Source organism: Polyangium jinanense (genome assembly GCF_028435365.1).
On record NZ_JAGTJJ010000020.1, the window covers coordinates 143,883 to 160,552 of the forward strand.

The 16,670-nt window shown below is 69.6% G+C and carries 11 protein-coding genes; 6 read left to right on the forward strand and 5 right to left on the reverse strand.

The genetic code is table 11. From position 1 onward, the window contains the following. The first annotated feature begins 20 nt into the window (after nucleotides 1-20). Genes KEG57_RS28335 through KEG57_RS28350 form a run of 4 tightly spaced genes read left to right on the forward strand, consistent with a single transcriptional unit; the run spans nucleotide 21 to nucleotide 4,821 of the window. Nucleotides 21-1,091: an amidohydrolase family protein gene (locus KEG57_RS28335; protein ID WP_272425743.1), complete on the forward strand. Its 1,071-nt coding sequence runs from the start codon at nucleotides 21-23 to the stop codon at nucleotides 1,089-1,091. Then, nucleotides 1,088-1,747, forward strand: a complete 660-nt coding sequence (locus KEG57_RS28340; protein ID WP_272425744.1) for a hypothetical protein — start codon at nucleotides 1,088-1,090, stop codon at nucleotides 1,745-1,747. Before KEG57_RS28335 ends, KEG57_RS28340 begins: the two co-directional genes overlap by 4 nt. Beyond that, nucleotides 1,744-2,193, forward strand: a complete 450-nt coding sequence (locus KEG57_RS28345; RefSeq protein WP_272425745.1) for a hypothetical protein — start codon at nucleotides 1,744-1,746, stop codon at nucleotides 2,191-2,193. The genes KEG57_RS28340 and KEG57_RS28345 overlap by 4 nt, the downstream gene beginning before the upstream one ends. Before the next feature lie 3 nt (nucleotides 2,194-2,196). After that, a complete protein-coding gene (locus KEG57_RS28350) occupies nucleotides 2,197-4,821 on the forward strand; it encodes a HEAT repeat domain-containing protein (RefSeq protein WP_272425746.1) in 2,625 nt (874 codons plus the stop codon). Nucleotides 4,822-4,827: 6 nt separating this feature from the next. Here the strand turns inward: KEG57_RS28350 and mfd are convergent, their stop codons facing one another. From mfd to KEG57_RS28370, 4 genes are all read right to left on the reverse strand, one after another. Beyond that, nucleotides 4,828-8,577 (reverse strand): transcription-repair coupling factor, encoded by a 3,750-nt coding sequence (gene mfd, locus KEG57_RS28355; RefSeq protein WP_272425747.1) that lies wholly within the window; start codon nucleotides 8,575-8,577, stop codon nucleotides 4,828-4,830. 36 nt (nucleotides 8,578-8,613) lie between these two features. After that, nucleotides 8,614-9,597 (reverse strand): tudor domain-containing protein, encoded by a 984-nt coding sequence (locus tag KEG57_RS28360; protein WP_272425748.1) that lies wholly within the window; start codon nucleotides 9,595-9,597, stop codon nucleotides 8,614-8,616. A gap of 111 nt (nucleotides 9,598-9,708) precedes the next feature. Next, nucleotides 9,709-10,092 (reverse strand): hypothetical protein, encoded by a 384-nt coding sequence (locus tag KEG57_RS28365; protein ID WP_272425749.1) that lies wholly within the window; start codon nucleotides 10,090-10,092, stop codon nucleotides 9,709-9,711. A gap of 33 nt (nucleotides 10,093-10,125) precedes the next feature. Continuing rightward, nucleotides 10,126-10,494 carry a DUF2325 domain-containing protein gene (locus KEG57_RS28370; protein ID WP_272425750.1) on the reverse strand — a complete coding sequence of 123 codons (369 nt, stop codon included), beginning with the start codon at nucleotides 10,492-10,494 and terminating at the stop codon, nucleotides 10,126-10,128. A 340-nt stretch (nucleotides 10,495-10,834) separates the two neighbouring features. On the opposite strand from KEG57_RS28370, the gene KEG57_RS28375 reads away from it, so the two are divergent. Further along, nucleotides 10,835-13,006, forward strand: coding sequence for a PilZ domain-containing protein (locus tag KEG57_RS28375; protein WP_272458957.1), 2,172 nt, complete (start codon nucleotides 10,835-10,837; stop codon nucleotides 13,004-13,006). Nucleotides 13,007-13,025: 19 nt separating this feature from the next. Here KEG57_RS28375 and KEG57_RS28380 read toward each other — a convergent pair whose 3' ends face one another. Beyond that, the gene (locus tag KEG57_RS28380; protein ID WP_272458958.1) at nucleotides 13,026-14,612 is read right to left on the reverse strand and encodes a DUF8728 domain-containing protein; all 1,587 of its coding nucleotides are present in this window, start codon (nucleotides 14,610-14,612) and stop codon (nucleotides 13,026-13,028) included. Nucleotides 14,613-14,701: 89 nt separating this feature from the next. Here KEG57_RS28380 and KEG57_RS28385 point away from each other — a divergent pair, with 89 nt between their 5' ends. Next, nucleotides 14,702-16,513, forward strand: coding sequence for a DUF8728 domain-containing protein (locus KEG57_RS28385; RefSeq protein ID WP_272458959.1), 1,812 nt, complete (start codon nucleotides 14,702-14,704; stop codon nucleotides 16,511-16,513). Nucleotides 16,514-16,670 lie beyond the last annotated feature (157 nt).

Sequence of the window (16,670 nt, forward strand, 5' to 3'; positions counted from 1 at the left end):
TTCTGGAATCCATTGCGCCCGTGAAATCGCGCCGCATCCGGGCTCGGTGGACCCCGCTCGCGATCGCCTCGGCCGTCTCGCTGGCCGCGCTCGCCTCGCTCGACATTGGCTGCGGCGCGCCGCCGCGTGGTGTCGACTGGAATGGCAAGCGTTTGCCGGTCGTCGACATGCACCTGCACCCGGGCGACTGGGATCACGTTCCCGAGGACACGCGAAAATTCCTGGCCTCGCGCTTCCCATTCCCGATCGGGCTCGACGCTGAGGCGGCGGCGAAGGGCTCCCTTCTGCCGGAGAGCATCCTCGGCGAGATCGACGACGCGGGCATCTGGGGCGCGGGCCTCTTCGCCATCTATGCCCCGCGTACCGTGGGAATCGCCTCGAACGAGCTCGTCGCCGAGGATCTCACGTTCGCCCCGGATCGTTTCTTCGGCCTCGCGTCTTTGCGGGTCGACCGGTGGACGACGGATCGCGACGCGGAGCTCGAACAATTGAAAAGCACGCTCTCGCGGCCGGGGTTCGTCGGGATCAAGATCGCCCACGCGCACCAGCATTTCCGCATGGACGATCCCGCGTTTTTTTCGATTTACGAGGTCTCGGCCTCGATGGGCAAACCGCTCTACCTGCACACGGGGACGAGCCCGTTCCCCGGCACGGCGCAGGAGCCGGCCTACACGGATCCGACGTATCTGGAGACGGCGATCCAGCAATTCTCCGGCGCGAAATTCATCCTTGGGCACCTCGGCTACGATTTCATCGAGAAGCGCCACGCAGGCCTGGATACGTGCATTCGGCTCGCCAAGACGTACCCCAACGTGTTTCTCGAACCGTCGGCGCTGGGCTCCGCCTCGTCGGATCCGACGGGCGAAAACCTGAAGGAAGCGATGCGCCGCATGCGGGAGGCCGGGATCACGGACCGAATCATCCATGGCAGCGACGGGCCGCAAAGCCCGGGGTTCGTGAAAGGGTACCTCGAACGAACGGTCGCCGCGATGAAGGAGACGGGATACACGGAGCAAGAAGCGGCCGACGTCCTTTCGGGGAACTTTGCGCGCGTGTTTGGCGTGACGATTCCCGCGGAGGCGGCCGAATGAAAATGCCGATTGCCATCGCGCTGGGTGCTGCGATCCTCGGCGCCTCCGAGGCCGCCGCCGCGGAGCCGAGGACCCCGTTCCCCGAGCACGCCGCGCTCGACGCCGTGGGCGGTAGCCCCGCGAAAGGGGCGTACGTCCTGTCGGCGCAGGGCGGCTGGCCGTTTTCGTTCCTGCGCGCGCAGGTGGGTTTGTCGAACCGGATCACGCTGCAAAGCGAGCTCGAATCGGTCGTTGGTCGCCGGTATCGGCCGATGCTGGGAATCGGCGTGCGCCTCGCGGACGGAACACACCTGCGCCTGACGGGCGAATTCCTCGCCGGCTGGCTTTTCCAGCGCAGCGAGGAGTACCGGCGCGGCCCGAACGGCGAGCTCAGGTTCCGCCTGGCCATTCCGGTGCGCCGGTTCGTCCCGTACCTCGTGCTCGGCACGCGCCACGCCTTCCTGCCGGATCTTCTGACGATCGAGCGCGCCTCGGGCACGGAAACGAGTTGGTCCGTGCGGCACGAGTGGACGCCGTGGGCGACGCTCGGGCTCGGGTTTGCGATTTCGCGCGGGATCGGGCTCGATCTGGGAATCAATTACGGCTGGGTGGGCGCGCCGGACACGATCGCGCTGCCGGGCGTGCACCTGGGCTTGCATTTCGGAGGGGATCGATGAGCCGCGCGCACCTCGCGTTTGCCGGAGCCTTCGTGTTCGCGTTTGCCGGATGCATCAACGAGGAGACGCGCCTGTACGAGATCGAGCTCGACGGGCAGGTCGCCGTGCCAAACGGCGCGCCGAGCGCGGGCAAAGTGCACCTCGAATTCCACGTGGCGAGGTCGTTCGGCGAAGGGGAGCTCGAACACCCGCTCGGCGCCTTCGAGACGCGCACGGCCCTCGGCGTGGGGGCGGTGCGCGAGACGGTGCTTTATCCGCTCGACGAGGGCGACGGGCTCGTCGTGTACGGATGGCTCGATAGCGACGGCGATGGCGTCCTTTGCGCGCCCGGACAAACCGAGGAGCCCGCGGGGCTCGTGAAGGTCGCGGGGTTCCCAGCGCATACGCTTTCGTTTTCGCTCACGCTCCGCGCGCCGTGTGTGGGGCCGGAATCGTTGTATCCTTGAGGAATGTCCGACGTCCCCAAGCCGAAGCGTGACGTGCTCGATCCCGCGCTGGCCGCGCGCTTCGCCTGGCGCATTGCGCCGCCCCCCGAGCCGTCGCCTCCGCAGGCCGACGCCCCTCCGGCGCCGGACCTCGACCCGACGGCATCGGAAGCCCTCGCCGAGCACGCAGCGCGCGCTTGCGAGGAGCTTGCGAAGGACGTGCGCAAGGCGTGGGCGCTCGCGTCACCGCCCGCGCAGGCGGCCGCCACGAAGCGGCTTTTGCGCTTCGCGCGGCGAATCGGCTTCGAGATCCTCGGTATGTCCCAGCATCCCCTGGAGGCCGTTCGCTTGCTTCGGCTCGTCGCACGTCACATCGAGGCCGCGCCGATCCGCACGAGCGACATGTTCCAGCTCGCGTGGCTGCCCCTGCCGGATCGCCACCCCGAGATGATCGAGCTGATCGTCGAGGCCGCGCGCACCGGCGACAAGAACCTCGCGTTCGTCCTCGATCGCACCGTGGCCGAAACGGAGCTCGAAGGACGTTACCCCGGGCTTGGTGCGCGGCTCGCGGAGATCGCCGACACGGCGCAGTCCTGGGACGTCCGCGCGCTCGCGATCCGATGGCTCTCGCTCGACGAGTTCCCAGCGGCGATCCCCACGCTGCGTCGCGCGCTGCGGACGCGCCACGCGCGCCTTCGGTATTACGCGCTCTTCATCCTCGCGCAGATGAAGGGATGGGCGGAGCGCGAAGAGGACGTCCTCTGGTTGCTCGAGGACGCCGTGCGCCATCCGCTCGACGGCGGCCACGGGACGAGCGGATTCGAGCGCATCGACGATTACGAGGAGGCGCTCATCGATGTGCTTCGGGGAGCGCGCTCGCCGGAAGGGTGGAAGCCACTCGAGATCATCCTGGAGGGCGGCGGTGCGCACATCTTCCGGAGGCGCCCCGGGCTCGACGCCGACTGGGCGCTCAAGGCGCTCGCCGCAGGGTATCCGGAGCGGGCGGTCCATCGGATCGATCGTGAGCTTGCCGATTCGAGCGGCCTTCGTCGGTACGCCGCCATCAGCACGCTCGCGCTCTTGCCGGAGGAGCTCGCGCGCCCGCGCCTCATCGAGGCGGCGGGGTGCTCCGAGCACGACCTCGTCGAGCGCGCGAAGACGATCTGGTTCGAACGGTTCGGGGGCGCGCTGCCGGTCTCGCCTCTCGCCGGCGTGCCCGTGTTCCTGCTCGAAGGGCCGCCGAGCGAGCGGCTCTTCGCGTGCCTGACCGTGCTGCGCGGCGCCTCGCAGGAGGCGCGCTTCGTGATGGTGGACGCGCTGCTCGCCGAGGCGCCCGAGGGAAGCGCTACGCCCGAGCAGCTCTCACCGTCCCAGCGTGAAGCGCTCGCCCTGCTTCTCTTCACGTTGCGCATGTCCGGCACGCTCTACAAGCACCCGACGCTGGGCAACCTGGGGGAGGCCGACTGGGCCAAGCTCTTGCTCCGGCGCTTCGGCGCGCTTGCGTTCGAGGGGCTCGCGAGCCTCGCGGAGCCACCTGCCCTCGCGGGGGTCGCGCGCGGCTGGCTCGATGCGCTCACCAGCGCGGCGCGGAAAGGGCTGCTCGACCCGGCGCAACGCGAGCGGCTGCAGGGCATCGCGCGCGCGGCGCTCGCGTCGCCCGTGTGGGACAATTCGCCCGCGCCGCTCCTCGCGCTCTCGGTCGTGGGGGCGCCGGAGGAGTGCGTGGAGCAGCTCTGGTCGATCCTGACCGCGCCGGAGGACGCCACGGATCCACGGAACGAGGGGTCGCGGTCGAACGCGGATGCGTCGCGGTGGGCGTCGATCGTGCTGCGCGGGGTGGCCGAGACCCCGGGGTTCGGCGCGCGGATCGCAGCGGCGGCGGCGGAGGCGTTCCAAGAGAGGCGCTTCGATCTCTACGATCGGCTGATGTACCTCGGATCGGAACGAAAGGCGCCGGAGGTGCTGGACGTTGCGAGGGCCACCCTGTCCACCTATGACGGCGATCCCGAGGCCCACGGTTCGGTGTGTCGCGCCGCGCATGTGCTCGTGCAGGCCAAACACCTCGAGGATGCGTGGATCCTGTCCGCGCTCGCGCAGCCGGAGGCGCCTCTGTTCAAGGTCGCCGCGAGTCTCATCCGCCAATCGTCGCCCGCGCCGATGCTCGAAGCGCTCACGCGCGCGCTCGTCTCGACCGCGCGAAGTGGCGCCGCGGCGGCCGAGGCGGCCAAGGTGCTGGTTTTGCAGGAGGTCCTCGCGGGGGACGATGCGCGGCTCGCGGGGATCCTGGAGCGCGCCCCGGACCGCGAGCGCGCCGCGCTCTGCGGCGCGCTCATCGACGCCAAGGTGCCGCTCGCGAGCTACCGGCATCACGTCGCAGCGTGCCTGCTCTCGTCCGATCTCCGGGTCACCCGGGAGCTCCACGATCCCTTGTGGCTCCGGAAGCCGGAGGGCATGGAGGCGTTATTCGAAGAGCTCCTGCCGCGGGTGCAGGTAGAGGACACGCGCGACTTCATCTGCCATCTCCTCCGCGCCCCGAACGAGGCCGCGAAGTACTGGGTCGACGGGGACGAGGACGAAGAGGACGAAGAAGACGAAGACGACTGGGACGAGGACGACGAGGACGACGGCGACGAAGACGCCTCGTCCTGACGCTGGTTACGCCCCCGCCTTCATGCACGAAGCGAGCTCGGCGAGCAGTTTGTCCGTCGCTTCGAGCCCGCTCGCGAACTGCTCCGTATCTCGCGTTCTCCGCGACAAACGCATGTCCGGCGACAGCTTGTACGGCGATCCCTTCGGCTGCACGAGCTTCATCACCTTCGCTGGATCGAGCGGCGTGTCGTCGCGCAGGTGCAAGGTCACGCCCTTCGCCGTCGCCTCGCACGCGAGCGCGCGGAGCTTTCGGAGCTCGGTCTTGAGGCTCATCAGGTGCACGAGCCTTCGCGCTTCGATCGGCGGTGAGCCGAAACGATCCTCCATCTCGTTCGCGAGATCCTGCACCTCGTCCGGGCTCGATGCGCTCGCGAGCCGCTTGTAGAAGGACAGCCGCACGCCGACGTCGGACACGTATTCCTCGGGCAAGAGCGCGTCCGCGTCGAAGGCGAGCTCGGGGTCGACTTCGTGCACCACGGGGTCGCCGCGCAGCTCGTGCACGGCCTCGTCGAGCATCTGGCAGAAGAGCTCGAAGCCGACCTGCGCCACGTTGCCGCTCTGCTCGGCGCCGAGGATGTCGCCCGAGCCACGCAGCTCCAGGTCGAGCGACGCGATCTGGAAGCCCGAGCCGAGCTCGGTGTGACGCTCGAGCGCCTCGATGCGCGAGCGTGACTCGTCGGTCATCGCGTTCGCCGGCGGCACGACGAGGTAGCAGTACGCGCGCTCCTTCGAGCGGCCCACGCGGCCGCGGAGCTGGTAGAGCTGCGAGAGGCCGAACATGTCGGCCCGATCGACGATCATCGTGTTCGCGCGCGGGATGTCGAGGCCGCTCTCGATGATCGCGGTCGAGCAGAGGATGTCGTAACGACCCTCCACGAAGTCGAGCATCGCCTGCTCCAGCGCGGTCTCGCTCATCTGCCCGTGCGCGATGGTGATACGCGCCGAGGGCACGAGCTCCTGGAGCCGCGCGGCCCGCTCGTAGAGGCCCTCGACGCGGTTGTACACGTAAAACACCTGCCCGCCGCGGCCGAGCTCGCGCTCGACGGCTTCGCGTAGGACGTTTTCGTCATGGCGCGTGACGATGGTCCGGATCGCGCGGCGCTCTGCGGGCGGCGTGGTGATGATGGACATGTCGCGCAGGCCCGTGACGGCCATCTGGAGCGTGCGCGGGATCGGCGTCGCCGTGAGCGTGAGGACGTCGACGTTCGCCTTCAGCGCCTTGATGCGCTCCTTGTGCGTCACGCCAAACCGCTGCTCCTCGTCCACCACGAGCAGGCCGAGCTTCTTGAAGTGGACATCCTTGGAGAGCAAACGATGTGTGCCGATGACGACGTCGACCTTGCCATCGCGCAGGCCGCGCGCGACCTCGTCCTGCTCCTTGTTCGACTGGAAGCGCGACATGGCCCGGACCTCGAGCGCGTACGGGCTCATGCGGGCCTTGAAGTTCAGGTAGTGCTGCTGCGCGAGCACGGTCGTCGGGCAGAGGACGGCGACCTGGCGTCCCGAGGCGGCGACGCGGAACGCCGCGCGGATCGCGACCTCGGTCTTGCCGAAGCCGACATCGCCGCAGACGAGCCGATCCATCGGGCGCGTGGCTTCGAGATCGCCCGAGACCTCGGCGATCGCGCGGGCTTGATCGGGCGTCTCGTCGAAGGGGAACGTCGCCTCGAACGCGGCGTAGTCGTCGTCGGGCGAAGCCGTGGGCTCGCCGATGGCGCTCCTGCGCTCGGCGTAGAGGCGGAGCAGCTCGTCCGCCATCTTGCGTAGGCTCTTCTCGACTTTTGCCTTCGTCTTGGCAAACGTTTGTCCGCCGAGCCGATCGAGCTTGGGCGTGCCCTCGCCGCCCTGGAACTTCTGAATCTGGTTGAGGCGATAGACGGGCAGGTAGAGTTTGTCGCCGCCCGCGTACTCGACCGTGATGAGGTCGACGACCATGCCGCCGACCTGCTTGTGCACGAGCCCCTGGTAGCGGCCGATGCCGTGATCGGCGTGCACCACGTAATCGCCGACGGAGAGGTTGCGCAGATCCTCGAGGAAGGGGCGCGCCGTGGCCTTCGAGTCCTTGCCGCCCTGCGCGGCGCGGCGATGCGCGCGGGCGCCGAAGATCTCTTCCTCAGTGACGAGCGCGACGAGCTCGGCCGGCGCGACGACGCCCCGCGCGAGCCCGCCTCGCACGACGAGCGCGGTGCGCGTGGCCTCAGGCTCTTGTTCGTCGAGGATCGAGGGATCGAACGCGCCGAGGCGGGCACGGACGCGGACGCCCTGGTGGCGGAGGAGCGTGACGAGGCGCTCGACCTGCGTCTCCGCGCGCGCCGCGACGAGGACCCGCATGCCGTGCTCCTGCCAGGCGAGGATGCGGCGCACGAGCGGATCGAGCGCGCCCGTCTTGCCGCGGGACGCACGCGCGGCCTTGATGGCGCGTTCGAGGTCGCCTTGATCGAAGGTCGCAAGCGTTGGCGCATCCTCGGGCGCGACCTCGAATCGTTCGAGGGAAGCCGGATCCGGCGCGTCGCCCGCGATGCCGGTCCGATGGAGCGCGACGTGCGTGCGGCCCTGGATCCACGAGGCGATGCCACCTTCGGCCTCGTAGAACGCGTCGAGCGGGAAGTGAGCGTCGCGCGACTTGTGGGCGAGATCGGCCATGGCGCGGCCGAGCTCGTCGCGCAGGGAGCGCGTGATCGCCGCGGGATCTTCGAGCACGACGATCGCGTCGTCGGGGAGGTACGAGGCGAGCGGCGCGAGATCGAGGTACGCCGGGAGAAACCCTTCGGCCCCGAAGAACGTGCGGCCGCTCGTGACGTCGTCGACGAGGGCGCGGGCCTTCACCGACGGCAGATCGACCGCATCGCAAGCGGCCCGCACACGCTCGCGGGCGCGGGCCTCGTTCTCGGGCGTGAGCACGGCCTCGCGCGCCTGCGGGAGCCAGACTTCTCTGATGTCGGCGATCGTCTTCTGTCCTTCGGGATCAAACGATTTGATCCCCATGACGAGGTCGCCGTAAAACTCGATGCGCGCGGGAAAACTCGCGTTCGGCGGCCAGACGTCGAGGAGAGCGCCACGCACGGCGAAGGTGCCGGGGTCCTCGACGAGGGGGCTTCGGACGTAGCCGGCCTGCGCGAGCCTGCGGATCAAGGCGTCGCGCTCGATCTCCTGCTCGGTGACGACGAGCTCGGCGTGCTCGAGGACCTCGGCCTCTGGGACGACCTTGCGGGCAAGGGCCGAGACGGGACAGACGAGCGCGCGCCACGGCAGATCCACGGCGAGGTGGAAGAGCGCCGCGAGGCGGGCCTCGGCGCCGCGGCGATCGGGGTTCACGTCGGCGTAGGGGCTCGACTCGTTCGGCGGGAAGAGCAGGACCTCGCCGAGCGTGGTTTTCCCGGCGTCGGGCTCCTCGGCGTCGGCGCCGGCGAGCAAAAACGATGCGTCGGCGTGGAGGGCGCGGGCGGCTTCGAGATCTGCGGTGACGGCGATGATCTTGCGGCGCGTGGCTTTCGCGAGCGCGCGAAGGACGAGCGCGGTGGCGCCGCCCGCGACGGAGACGACGTGGATCGTGGGGCCCTTGGGGCCGAGGACGCGCGCGGCGAGATCACGCGAGGTGGTGATCGGCCGATCGAGCGGGAGCTCGTACGAGGGGAGGGGTTCGACCGGCACTACCTCGGGGCGATCGAGCTCGACGTCGAGCGCTGAAACGCCGGCGATCTCGCCGAGCGAAGCGCGGAGCTCGGCGCCTCTGGTTGCCTTTTCGGTCGCGGGCATCGTTCGCCGCGGGGTGTAGCACGAAGCGTGCAGGGACTACGGCGCCGAGATGTACTGCTCGGCCACCCAATACTGCTCGCCGTTGCTCATCGTGACGAAGTACTGACCTTGCGCGATTTGCGCGACCGTCCCCGGGTACTTGTTTCCGTCCGACCACGCGACGAGCACGGTCGATCCGACGCCCGGCTTCGACAGGCTCTTGCCGAACGAATCGAGCGCATGGCCGAGCTTGTCGAACCCGTTCTTCAGCGCGCCTTCGACGGCCCTGGCCGCATCCGCAGCCTCTTGCTCCAGGCTCTTCGGCTGTTGCGTGGGAGCAGGCGTGGGAGCGGCAGCGGGAGCGGGCTCGGGAGCGGCAGCGGGCTCGGGAGCGGGAGCGGGCTCGGGAGCGGCAGCGGGCTCGGGAGCGGGAGCGGGAGCGGGCTCGGGAGCGGCAGCGGGCGCGGCAGCGGACGCGGGTTCGTTTGTCGGGGCGGCCGGGGGCTCGGCCGGCTGTGCGAAGGCCGTGGCTTGCGTGCCGATCAGCGTGGCGAGCGTGGGAATGGGCCGACGCTCACCGCCGCGGTGCAGGCGCAAGAGCTCATGCTCGACCGCACACACGTACGCGACGAACGTCTGCATGTCGCGGGACATGGCGGCGTTCCAGTGGAACGCGATCTGCGTGTATCGGAAGAGATCCAGGTCTTGTCGCGCGAGCGTGGACGAGAGGCCCGCGTGCATGATCTGCGCGGAGAGCTCGACGTACTCCTCGAACGAGAGCGCGGGGGCGGGGCCCTTGGCGCGGCCGAGCCCGGCCTGGTAGGCCGGGACGAACCGCACGGCGACGGCGCCGCCGAGCGCGGGATCCTCGAGCCGCGCGAGCCAGCCCGCATGCGCGGCGAGCCAGTCCTCGCGCGAGACGTTCTTCGATTGCACGACGCGCGCGCACGCGTCGGCGTCGTCGGGGTGATCCGCGCAGAGGGCGCGAAGCTCGGCGTATTGCTCCAGCGAGAGGCCGGCGATGGGCGCGAGGGGATCCATGCGCGCCGAGGGAAGCCGGGGTGCGGCGAGGGGTCAAGCGGAAGCAAAGCCTCGTCGAGGTGACAGACCGGCGCTCGCAATGGTCACGCGGTCACCGCAATCGCACGAGGCTCAATTCAACGTCTCGCCGCCACCGTCCCCGCGTCCCGCCCCGAAAATCGCCTCCCAGTTCGCCCTGTACGCATCCGTCGCCACCTGCGCCGGGCCGGAGCGCGGCGGTTCCGGGGGCCTCGGGCTCTTCACGAGCACTTCCACGTCGTAGAGCCGCTCGTGCTCCTTGCGCGGCGACAGCTTCACGACGTCGCCGTGCACCGGCGCGCCCTCGCGCATGTTGCGAATCGCGCCGAGCTCCACGTTGCCCTCGCGTAGGCGGAGCACGTTGTAGCCCTGCCCGTCGGACATCGGGCTGTGGATCATCACCACGTCCTCGGCCTTCGGCTCCGGCGCGTCGCTCGTGGCCAAGGGCCGCTCGGGCGGATCGGGCTCGTCACTCACCAGGCAAGCTTGTCACGTTTCAGGCGGATCGGCTCACGCCCCGAGCAGCGCCGCTTCGTAGCCCGAGCTCATCGAGCCGTCCGCGTGGAACAGGCCCTGCGCCGTCGCCTGGTCGATGGCCTCGAGCAAGCGCGCGAAGCGGGCGATGCCGCTCTTGCGCAGGAGAAGCGTCCCGCGGCCGCGCTGGCGGGCGAGCTTGCGCGCGAGCTGGACGGCGCCGTGGCTGTTCGTCTCCGTCACGATCACGATGAGCTGGCAGCGCTCCACGAGCCCCTCGAGCGACTGCGCCCCGCGGCCTCGCACGTCGCCGCGGTGGTATTCGAGCTCGTGCCCGGCCGCCTTCGCGAGCCGCTCCAGCTGCACCTCGTAACGCTCGACTCCCCCGATCCAACCAATGCGCATGGGGCCTCCTCGACGGCCAAACCCGCGAGCACATCCATGCCGCCGGTGGCCGACTGTCCGCTATAACGGATATTTAAGGTGCCGTAGCGGAACTGTCCAGGCCTTTCCGTCGTCATCACGGAAAATAGTCCGTGATGGCGGAGCCTGGACCCGACCCCTGCGTCCCCTCGGGGGCGCCGGTTTCGTCCGCTCCTCCGGACAACCCCCGCCGGGGCCGTTTCTTCCCCGACCCGCAAACTTGGCCCTCGTCCTCGCGGTGACTTAGTCGGGGCGAAAGCGAGGGAGCCGCGCGGCGCGCGGCGGGGACGGGTCTGTCCGTCTCCACCTTTTGGAGGACGTCATGAGCATGCGAGAGGACTCCGGCGAAAGCCCGAACGGCCGGGCAAACACGACGGCCACGAGCGCAACGCCCGGGACGCCGGATCGGCGCGCGGGCCACCACCGGGTTCATTTCGAGGCGCTGGTGGCCGTGGGCGAGGCCAAGGGGAGCGGCGGCTTCGAAGCCGAGTCGATCGACGTCTCGCCCGAAGGCATGCGCCTGCGCACGGCCTACCTCCCGCAGATCGGCGACCGGCTCGTATGCCGGTTCGAAGGCGACGCCGGCGAGGTGGTCGCCGACGGAGAGGTGACCTGGCGCCGCGAAGCGCCGCGCGGAGGCGAGTTCGGCCTGCGCTTCGTGGGCTTCGACAGCCCCGACGCCGAGGCGACGCTGCGCAGCCTGTGCCAGGAGCTCGGCGGTTCGGTCGAGGGGAACAGCGGGCTCGGCCCGATGGGGATCCCCGGGACGCGTGTGCGGCTGCACATCGACGGGCTCGGCTCGCCGATGAAGGCGCGGGTACGAGAAGCGGCGGGCGGTGAGGTGCTCGTCGGATCGAACCTGGAGTTCCTCAAGGTGGGTCGGTCGCTCGAGCTCGAGGACATGGACCACGGCGACAAACGCAGCGCGATGGTCGACGCCGTGAAGGTGGAAGTCGATCCGTCGACGAAGGTGCCGCAGCTCGTGGTGTCGCTCCGGTTCGGCGAGGCGAAGGAGTCGAAGAAGGCGGCCGCGCCGGCAAAGGAGCCGGAGAAGGCCGCGGCGACGAAGGCGCCGGAAAAGGAGACGAGCAAGGAAGCGTCGTCCCTCGGGCTCGGCGCGCTCATCAAGCGCACGACGCCCGGCGTGGGTCCAGCCCCGGCCGGGAAGACCGAGGTGAGCGCAGGAGGCGAGTCGAAGGAGAAGGAGGCGCGCTCCGAGCTCCTGTCGTCGCCGGCCGTGCCCTCGCGCGCGCGCACGCAGGAGATGCGATCGATGCCGCCTGCCACGCGGCCGAGCGCGTCGGCCGATGCAGCGTCGCTGCGCACGGGCGACGAGGAGGAGAGCGACGAGGCGGCCGAGGCGAACGATCCGTCGCTGGATTCGCCCGCGGTCGGCGGCGCGAAGAAGGATTTTGGTGCGGCGCTGCGCGGCGCGACCGAGAAGGCGAAGGGCGCGACGAAGGCGGCGTTCAGCGCGATCGGTCCGGCGGTGGGCGGGATCGGAGAGCGCGCAAAGGGCGCAATGTCGGGGCTGTTCGCGGCGATCCGGAAGCGGCGCGGCGAGGAGGCAGCCGAGGCGACGGAAGGTCAAGCGATGCGGCGGACGACCGCAGCGCCGCCGACGGGCGCGCTGCGCGCAGCCGGCAAGAAGCTCGTGCGCGACAAGGAAGAGACGGAGACGACCGAGGCGGCGCCGAAGGCTCGATCGAGCCGGAAAGCGGCGCTGATGGGAAGCGCGCTCGGGCTCGCGGCAGTGCTCGTCGTGGTCGGCGGGATCCGGCTGCTCGGGGCGTCGCGCGCGGCGCCGGTCGATCCGCAAGGGCTGGAGGCGAACGCGGCAGGATCGGCCGCAGCGCTGCCCGCGCCGACGGCGGTGAACACGGCGGCGGGCGATCCGAATACGGTGCCGAGCGTGAACGTGCCGCTCTTCGGAGCGACGCCGCTCTCGACGACGGAGCCGGTGCCGGCGATGCCGACGCAGCCCGATGGAACGATCGCGCAGACGCCGCCGGCCGCGCCGGAGGGCGACGCCGCGCAGGCCGGCGCCGCGGACGACGGGGAAGGCGAGGGCGATTCGGAAGCAGCGGAGACGCAAGGCGACGGCAAGCAGTTCGGCAAGGGCAACGTGCGGAGCCCGATCGTGCTGAAGCTGAAGATGGACGGGGAGATCGAGACGGTGAACGGCGCGGCGGGTGCGATGGGCTTCACGGTCTCGCTGCCCGGCCGGCGCGCGCTCTCGTCGGCGACGGAGCTCGCCCGCAAGGACAAGCGCATCGCCTCGGTCAACGTGGTGAACAACCCCGCCGGCGCGGAGATCAGCCTGCAGTTCAAGGACGGCGTGCCGGCCTACGTCGCGAAGGCGAAGGGCGATCGGCTCGTCATCTCGCTCGGCACCGACGCGAAGAAGACGGTGGCGAAGGCGGGCGACAAGAAGAAGAAGGGCGCGCTGAAGAAGAAGGTCGCCGAGAAGAAGAAGACGACCAAGAAGCCCTGAGCGAACAAGGTTCTAGAGGTCAGCGCGGCGCCGGACGGGTTTCGGCGCCGCTTTTTCTTTCGTAGATGCACCAGGCTCCGCCGCCGCGGAGCTTGATCGACTCGGCCACGACGAACTGCGTGCGGAGCTCGCTGCTCGCGTGGAGCGCGCGGGACGAGGGAACCGTTGGGCTCTTGCAGTCGACCGTCGAGGAGATGATCACCACGTAGCGGGGGTTCCGCGCGAAGATCGCGTCGACGTAGCCCGCGCCCGTCTTGTTCGTGTAGCCGCCCGGGAGGCGCGCGATCTCGGGCGCGAGCAGGCCAAGCATGTCCACGATGGGGAAGCCCGTCGCGTAGCCGACGTACCCGATGTCGGCGATGGCCACGGGCCCGGGTTTTTCGTGCGACGAGAGCCACGCCGCGGTGCGGCCGGCGGCGTCGTCCCAGAACGCTTTGTCCTTGTCGAGGATGTCGCGCTGCGCCGCCCGGAGCGAGCCCATGCGCGCGGCGCCGGCGACGATCCCGAACAGCACGACCGCGAGCGCTGCCGCGCGCTCCTTGCGTTCGGCGATGGTGCGCGCAGCGGCGTCGACGAGCAGGAAGGCGAAGGGCTCGGCGGGCGCGAGGAAGCGGTAGTAGGGCATCCAGTCGCCACCGACGAAGAGCACGTAGAGGGCGAAGGTGACGGCGATGGACGCGATGGCGATCCCGTCCCGTCGCTTGCGGACGAAGAAGATCGCGATCGCGGCGACCCCGAGCCAGATCGCGGGACCCGTGTGCATCACGTACCGCCGGAGGTACTCGACGCCGCCGTGGAGCTGCTGGTTCATGTCGCCCGTCTTCGCGGTGAGCGTGTTGGGGAAGAATCCGCCGTAGTAGAGGCGGCGGAACGCGAGGTGCGCGATCACGGGGACGGCGAACGTGGCGAGGCGCGTGAGGCTCCGGCGAGAGAAGGGTCGATCCGGATGCCAGACGTAGAGCAGGAGCAAGAAGAGCGGCGCCTCGGGGCGCGTGAGGGCCGCGAGCGCGAAGAGCGGGCCCGACCAGGGGAAGACGTTCGCGTCGTCGTGCTCCTCGACGAGGAAACGATCGGTGCCGAGCAGGATGAGCAGGAGGAAGAGCGGCGACTCGAGGCCGAAGACGGCGTAGCCCGACTGGAGGAAGCTCGACGCGCAGAGCCAGGTCGCGAGGCAGGGCGACCATCCGAGCGGCGTGAGCCTCTGCGCGATGCGGTAGACGGGGACGAGTGCGGCGCACGCGCAGACGACGCCGAGGACCTTCGCCGTGATCTCGGGGCGCGCGCCGAGCGTCGCGAAGACGCCGAGCAGCACGGTCCAGAGGAAGTTCGTGTACCCCTCGACGCGCTCGCCGAGGTTGTAGACGAGCCCGTGGCCCTCCGCGAAGTTCCGCGCGTAGCGGAAGGAGATGAAGGCGTCGTCGATCGTGAAGCTCGCGACGCGGTAGGCGTTCGCGATGACGAGCACCATCGGCAAGACGAGTCCGATCACGAGGTGCGCACGGGGAGAGAGCGGCGCGCCGCCGAGCCAGGCGCGGAGGGAGGCGAGCACGCTCGGCGGGGGGGCCTCGGGCAAGGCGGCGACAGTGCCGTTTTCGCGGGTCGACATCGCGGAGCGGCCCATACCTGGCCTTCGTCGCGGCGGAAAGCACGGCGACGCTTGCCAACACCGGGCCCTACGGTGTTATGGCCGTTGCCGTGAAGAGGACGTCCGAGGGGCAGGAACGAGGAAGCGACGCGGACGCGGAAGTCGACGCGGACGCGGGTGCGGAAGCAGAAGCGGAAGCCGAGGCGGAGGCGGAAACCGACGCGGACGCGGAAGTCGACGCGGACACGGAAGAACCGGAATCCGACGACGATCCCGACGAGCCCGATCCCGACGCGGCCGATCCCCCCTGGAAACGCCCGCCCGCGGCGACGTTTCGCGATTGGGTCGCCGGCGCGCCGCTTCCGCGGTCCGTGCACCTCGTCCTCGGCCTCGTTCTTCCGGCGATCGTGATGCTTGCGAACGCGTGGCGCGTCCTCTTGTTCACCATCGACGACGCGTACATCTCCTATCGCTACGCGCGGAACCTCGCGCATGGCCTCGGCCTCGTCTACAACGCGGGCGAGCGCATCGAGGGGTACACGAACTTTCTCTGGACCGTGATCCTCGCCGGCGCGATCAAGATCGGCCTCGATCCCGACGTCACGGCGAAGGTCCTCGGCGCGGGCTCCGCCGTCGGCGCGCTCGTGATGATGTACCGCCTCTCCGATCGGCTGCGGCCCTTCGCGGCGGCGCCTTGCCTCGCGACGTGGCTCGCCGCGACCACCGTCGTCTTCTCGGGGTACGCGGTTTTCGGCCTCGAGACCGCGTTCTTCGTCTTCCTCCTGCTCGCGGGCACGTGGCTCTTCCTTCGCGAGATCGATCCCGAGGAGAAGAGTTCGTCCAAGGCGACGTTCCGCTTCCCCTGGTCGGGCCTCGTCTTTGGCCTCGCCGGCATCACGCGGCCCGAGGCGCCTGCGTTCGTCGGGCTGCTCATGCTCGTGCTCCTGTTCGGGCGTGATGCGTTCGGCACGAACAACGCCGTGGCCCGCGTCGTCACCGCGCCGGGCGGCTTCTTCGGCAAGCAGAACCTCCTGCGCGGCGCGGCGTTCGTCCTGCCCGTCGGCACGCACCTCGCCTTCCGCCGCGCGTACTACGGCTCGTTCGTGCCGAACACGTTCTCGGCGAAGACGGGCAACTGGTCGGCGCAGATCGACGGCGGCGCCGACTACGTCCGGAACTACGTCAACCACGCCGGCCCCGTGCTCTACCTCGGGATCTTCGCGGTCGCGATGGGCCTCGTGTGGCGCCGCCGCGATCTGCTCGCGGCCTCCGCGATCGCGATCTTCGTGCTCGTTTACGTCGTCCTCGTCGGCGGCGACTGGATGCCGTTCTTCCGCTTCATGGCGCCCTTCGAGCCGTTCGCGTTCCTGCTCATCTGCGTCTCGACGCGCGCGATCGTCGACCGCAAGAGCCGCGTCGCGAACCTCGCGCTTGCCGCGTTCCTGACCATCGCTTTCTCCTTGCGGGTCGGGAACATGCAGAGCGCGCAGCGGCAGATCATCGAGAAGGAGGAGCGCTTCTGGACGATGGCCGCGGGCGGCACGGCGAAGTGGTTCCTCGAGAACGGCCAGCCCGGCGAGATCGCGATCGGCGACATCGGGTACGTCGGGTACGCGACGGACTACCCCATCCTCGATCTGCTGGGCCTCGTCGATCCGGTCATCAGCAAGCTCGAGGGCGGCTACACGCGCAAGCTCGGCCCCGGCTTCCTCGATCGCTTCTTCGACAAGCGCCCGCCTTACTTCCTGCTCATCTCCTCGAACATCGATTGCAAGCACCCGTCGGTCCCGGGGTCGCAGGTGATCTACCGCGATCGACGCTTCCTGCCGGCCTACGAAATCGCGGGCAAAGTGCCGCTCGACGCGGGCTTTGCTTGGTGCATCTATCGTCGCAAAGAGACGCCCGGCGCGCGGACGCCCTGAGGCATTCCGTACGAGCGTCCAGGCCGTACCTGACACGCACCTCGGGGTATCGCGATACCCAAACGAGGGGGATCCTGAATTGATCCCGGTGGGTGGCGTGAGCGAACCTCTTCGCTAGAGTTCCTTCACCGAAAGCGTGGAGGCGCCGCGTAGATCG

Bases quoted from the DNA above. Each gene is read 5' to 3' on its own strand.
- KEG57_RS28340 (WP_272425744.1), top strand. From the start codon at position 1,088: ATGAAAATGCCGATTGCCATCGCGCTGGGTGCTGCGATCCTCGGCGCC.
- KEG57_RS28345 (WP_272425745.1), top strand. From the start codon at position 1,744: ATGAGCCGCGCGCACCTCGCGTTTGCCGGAGCCTTCGTGTTCGCGTTT.
- KEG57_RS28350 (WP_272425746.1), top strand. From the start codon at position 2,197: ATGTCCGACGTCCCCAAGCCGAAGCGTGACGTGCTCGATCCCGCGCTG.
- mfd (WP_272425747.1), bottom strand. From the start codon at position 8,577: ATGCCCGCGACCGAAAAGGCAACCAGAGGCGCCGAGCTCCGCGCTTCG.
- KEG57_RS28360 (WP_272425748.1), bottom strand. From the start codon at position 9,597: ATGGATCCCCTCGCGCCCATCGCCGGCCTCTCGCTGGAGCAATACGCC.
- KEG57_RS28370 (WP_272425750.1), bottom strand. From the start codon at position 10,494: ATGCGCATTGGTTGGATCGGGGGAGTCGAGCGTTACGAGGTGCAGCTG.
- KEG57_RS28375 (WP_272458957.1), top strand. From the start codon at position 10,835: ATGAGCATGCGAGAGGACTCCGGCGAAAGCCCGAACGGCCGGGCAAAC.
- KEG57_RS28380 (WP_272458958.1), bottom strand. From the start codon at position 14,612: ATGTCGACCCGCGAAAACGGCACTGTCGCCGCCTTGCCCGAGGCCCCC.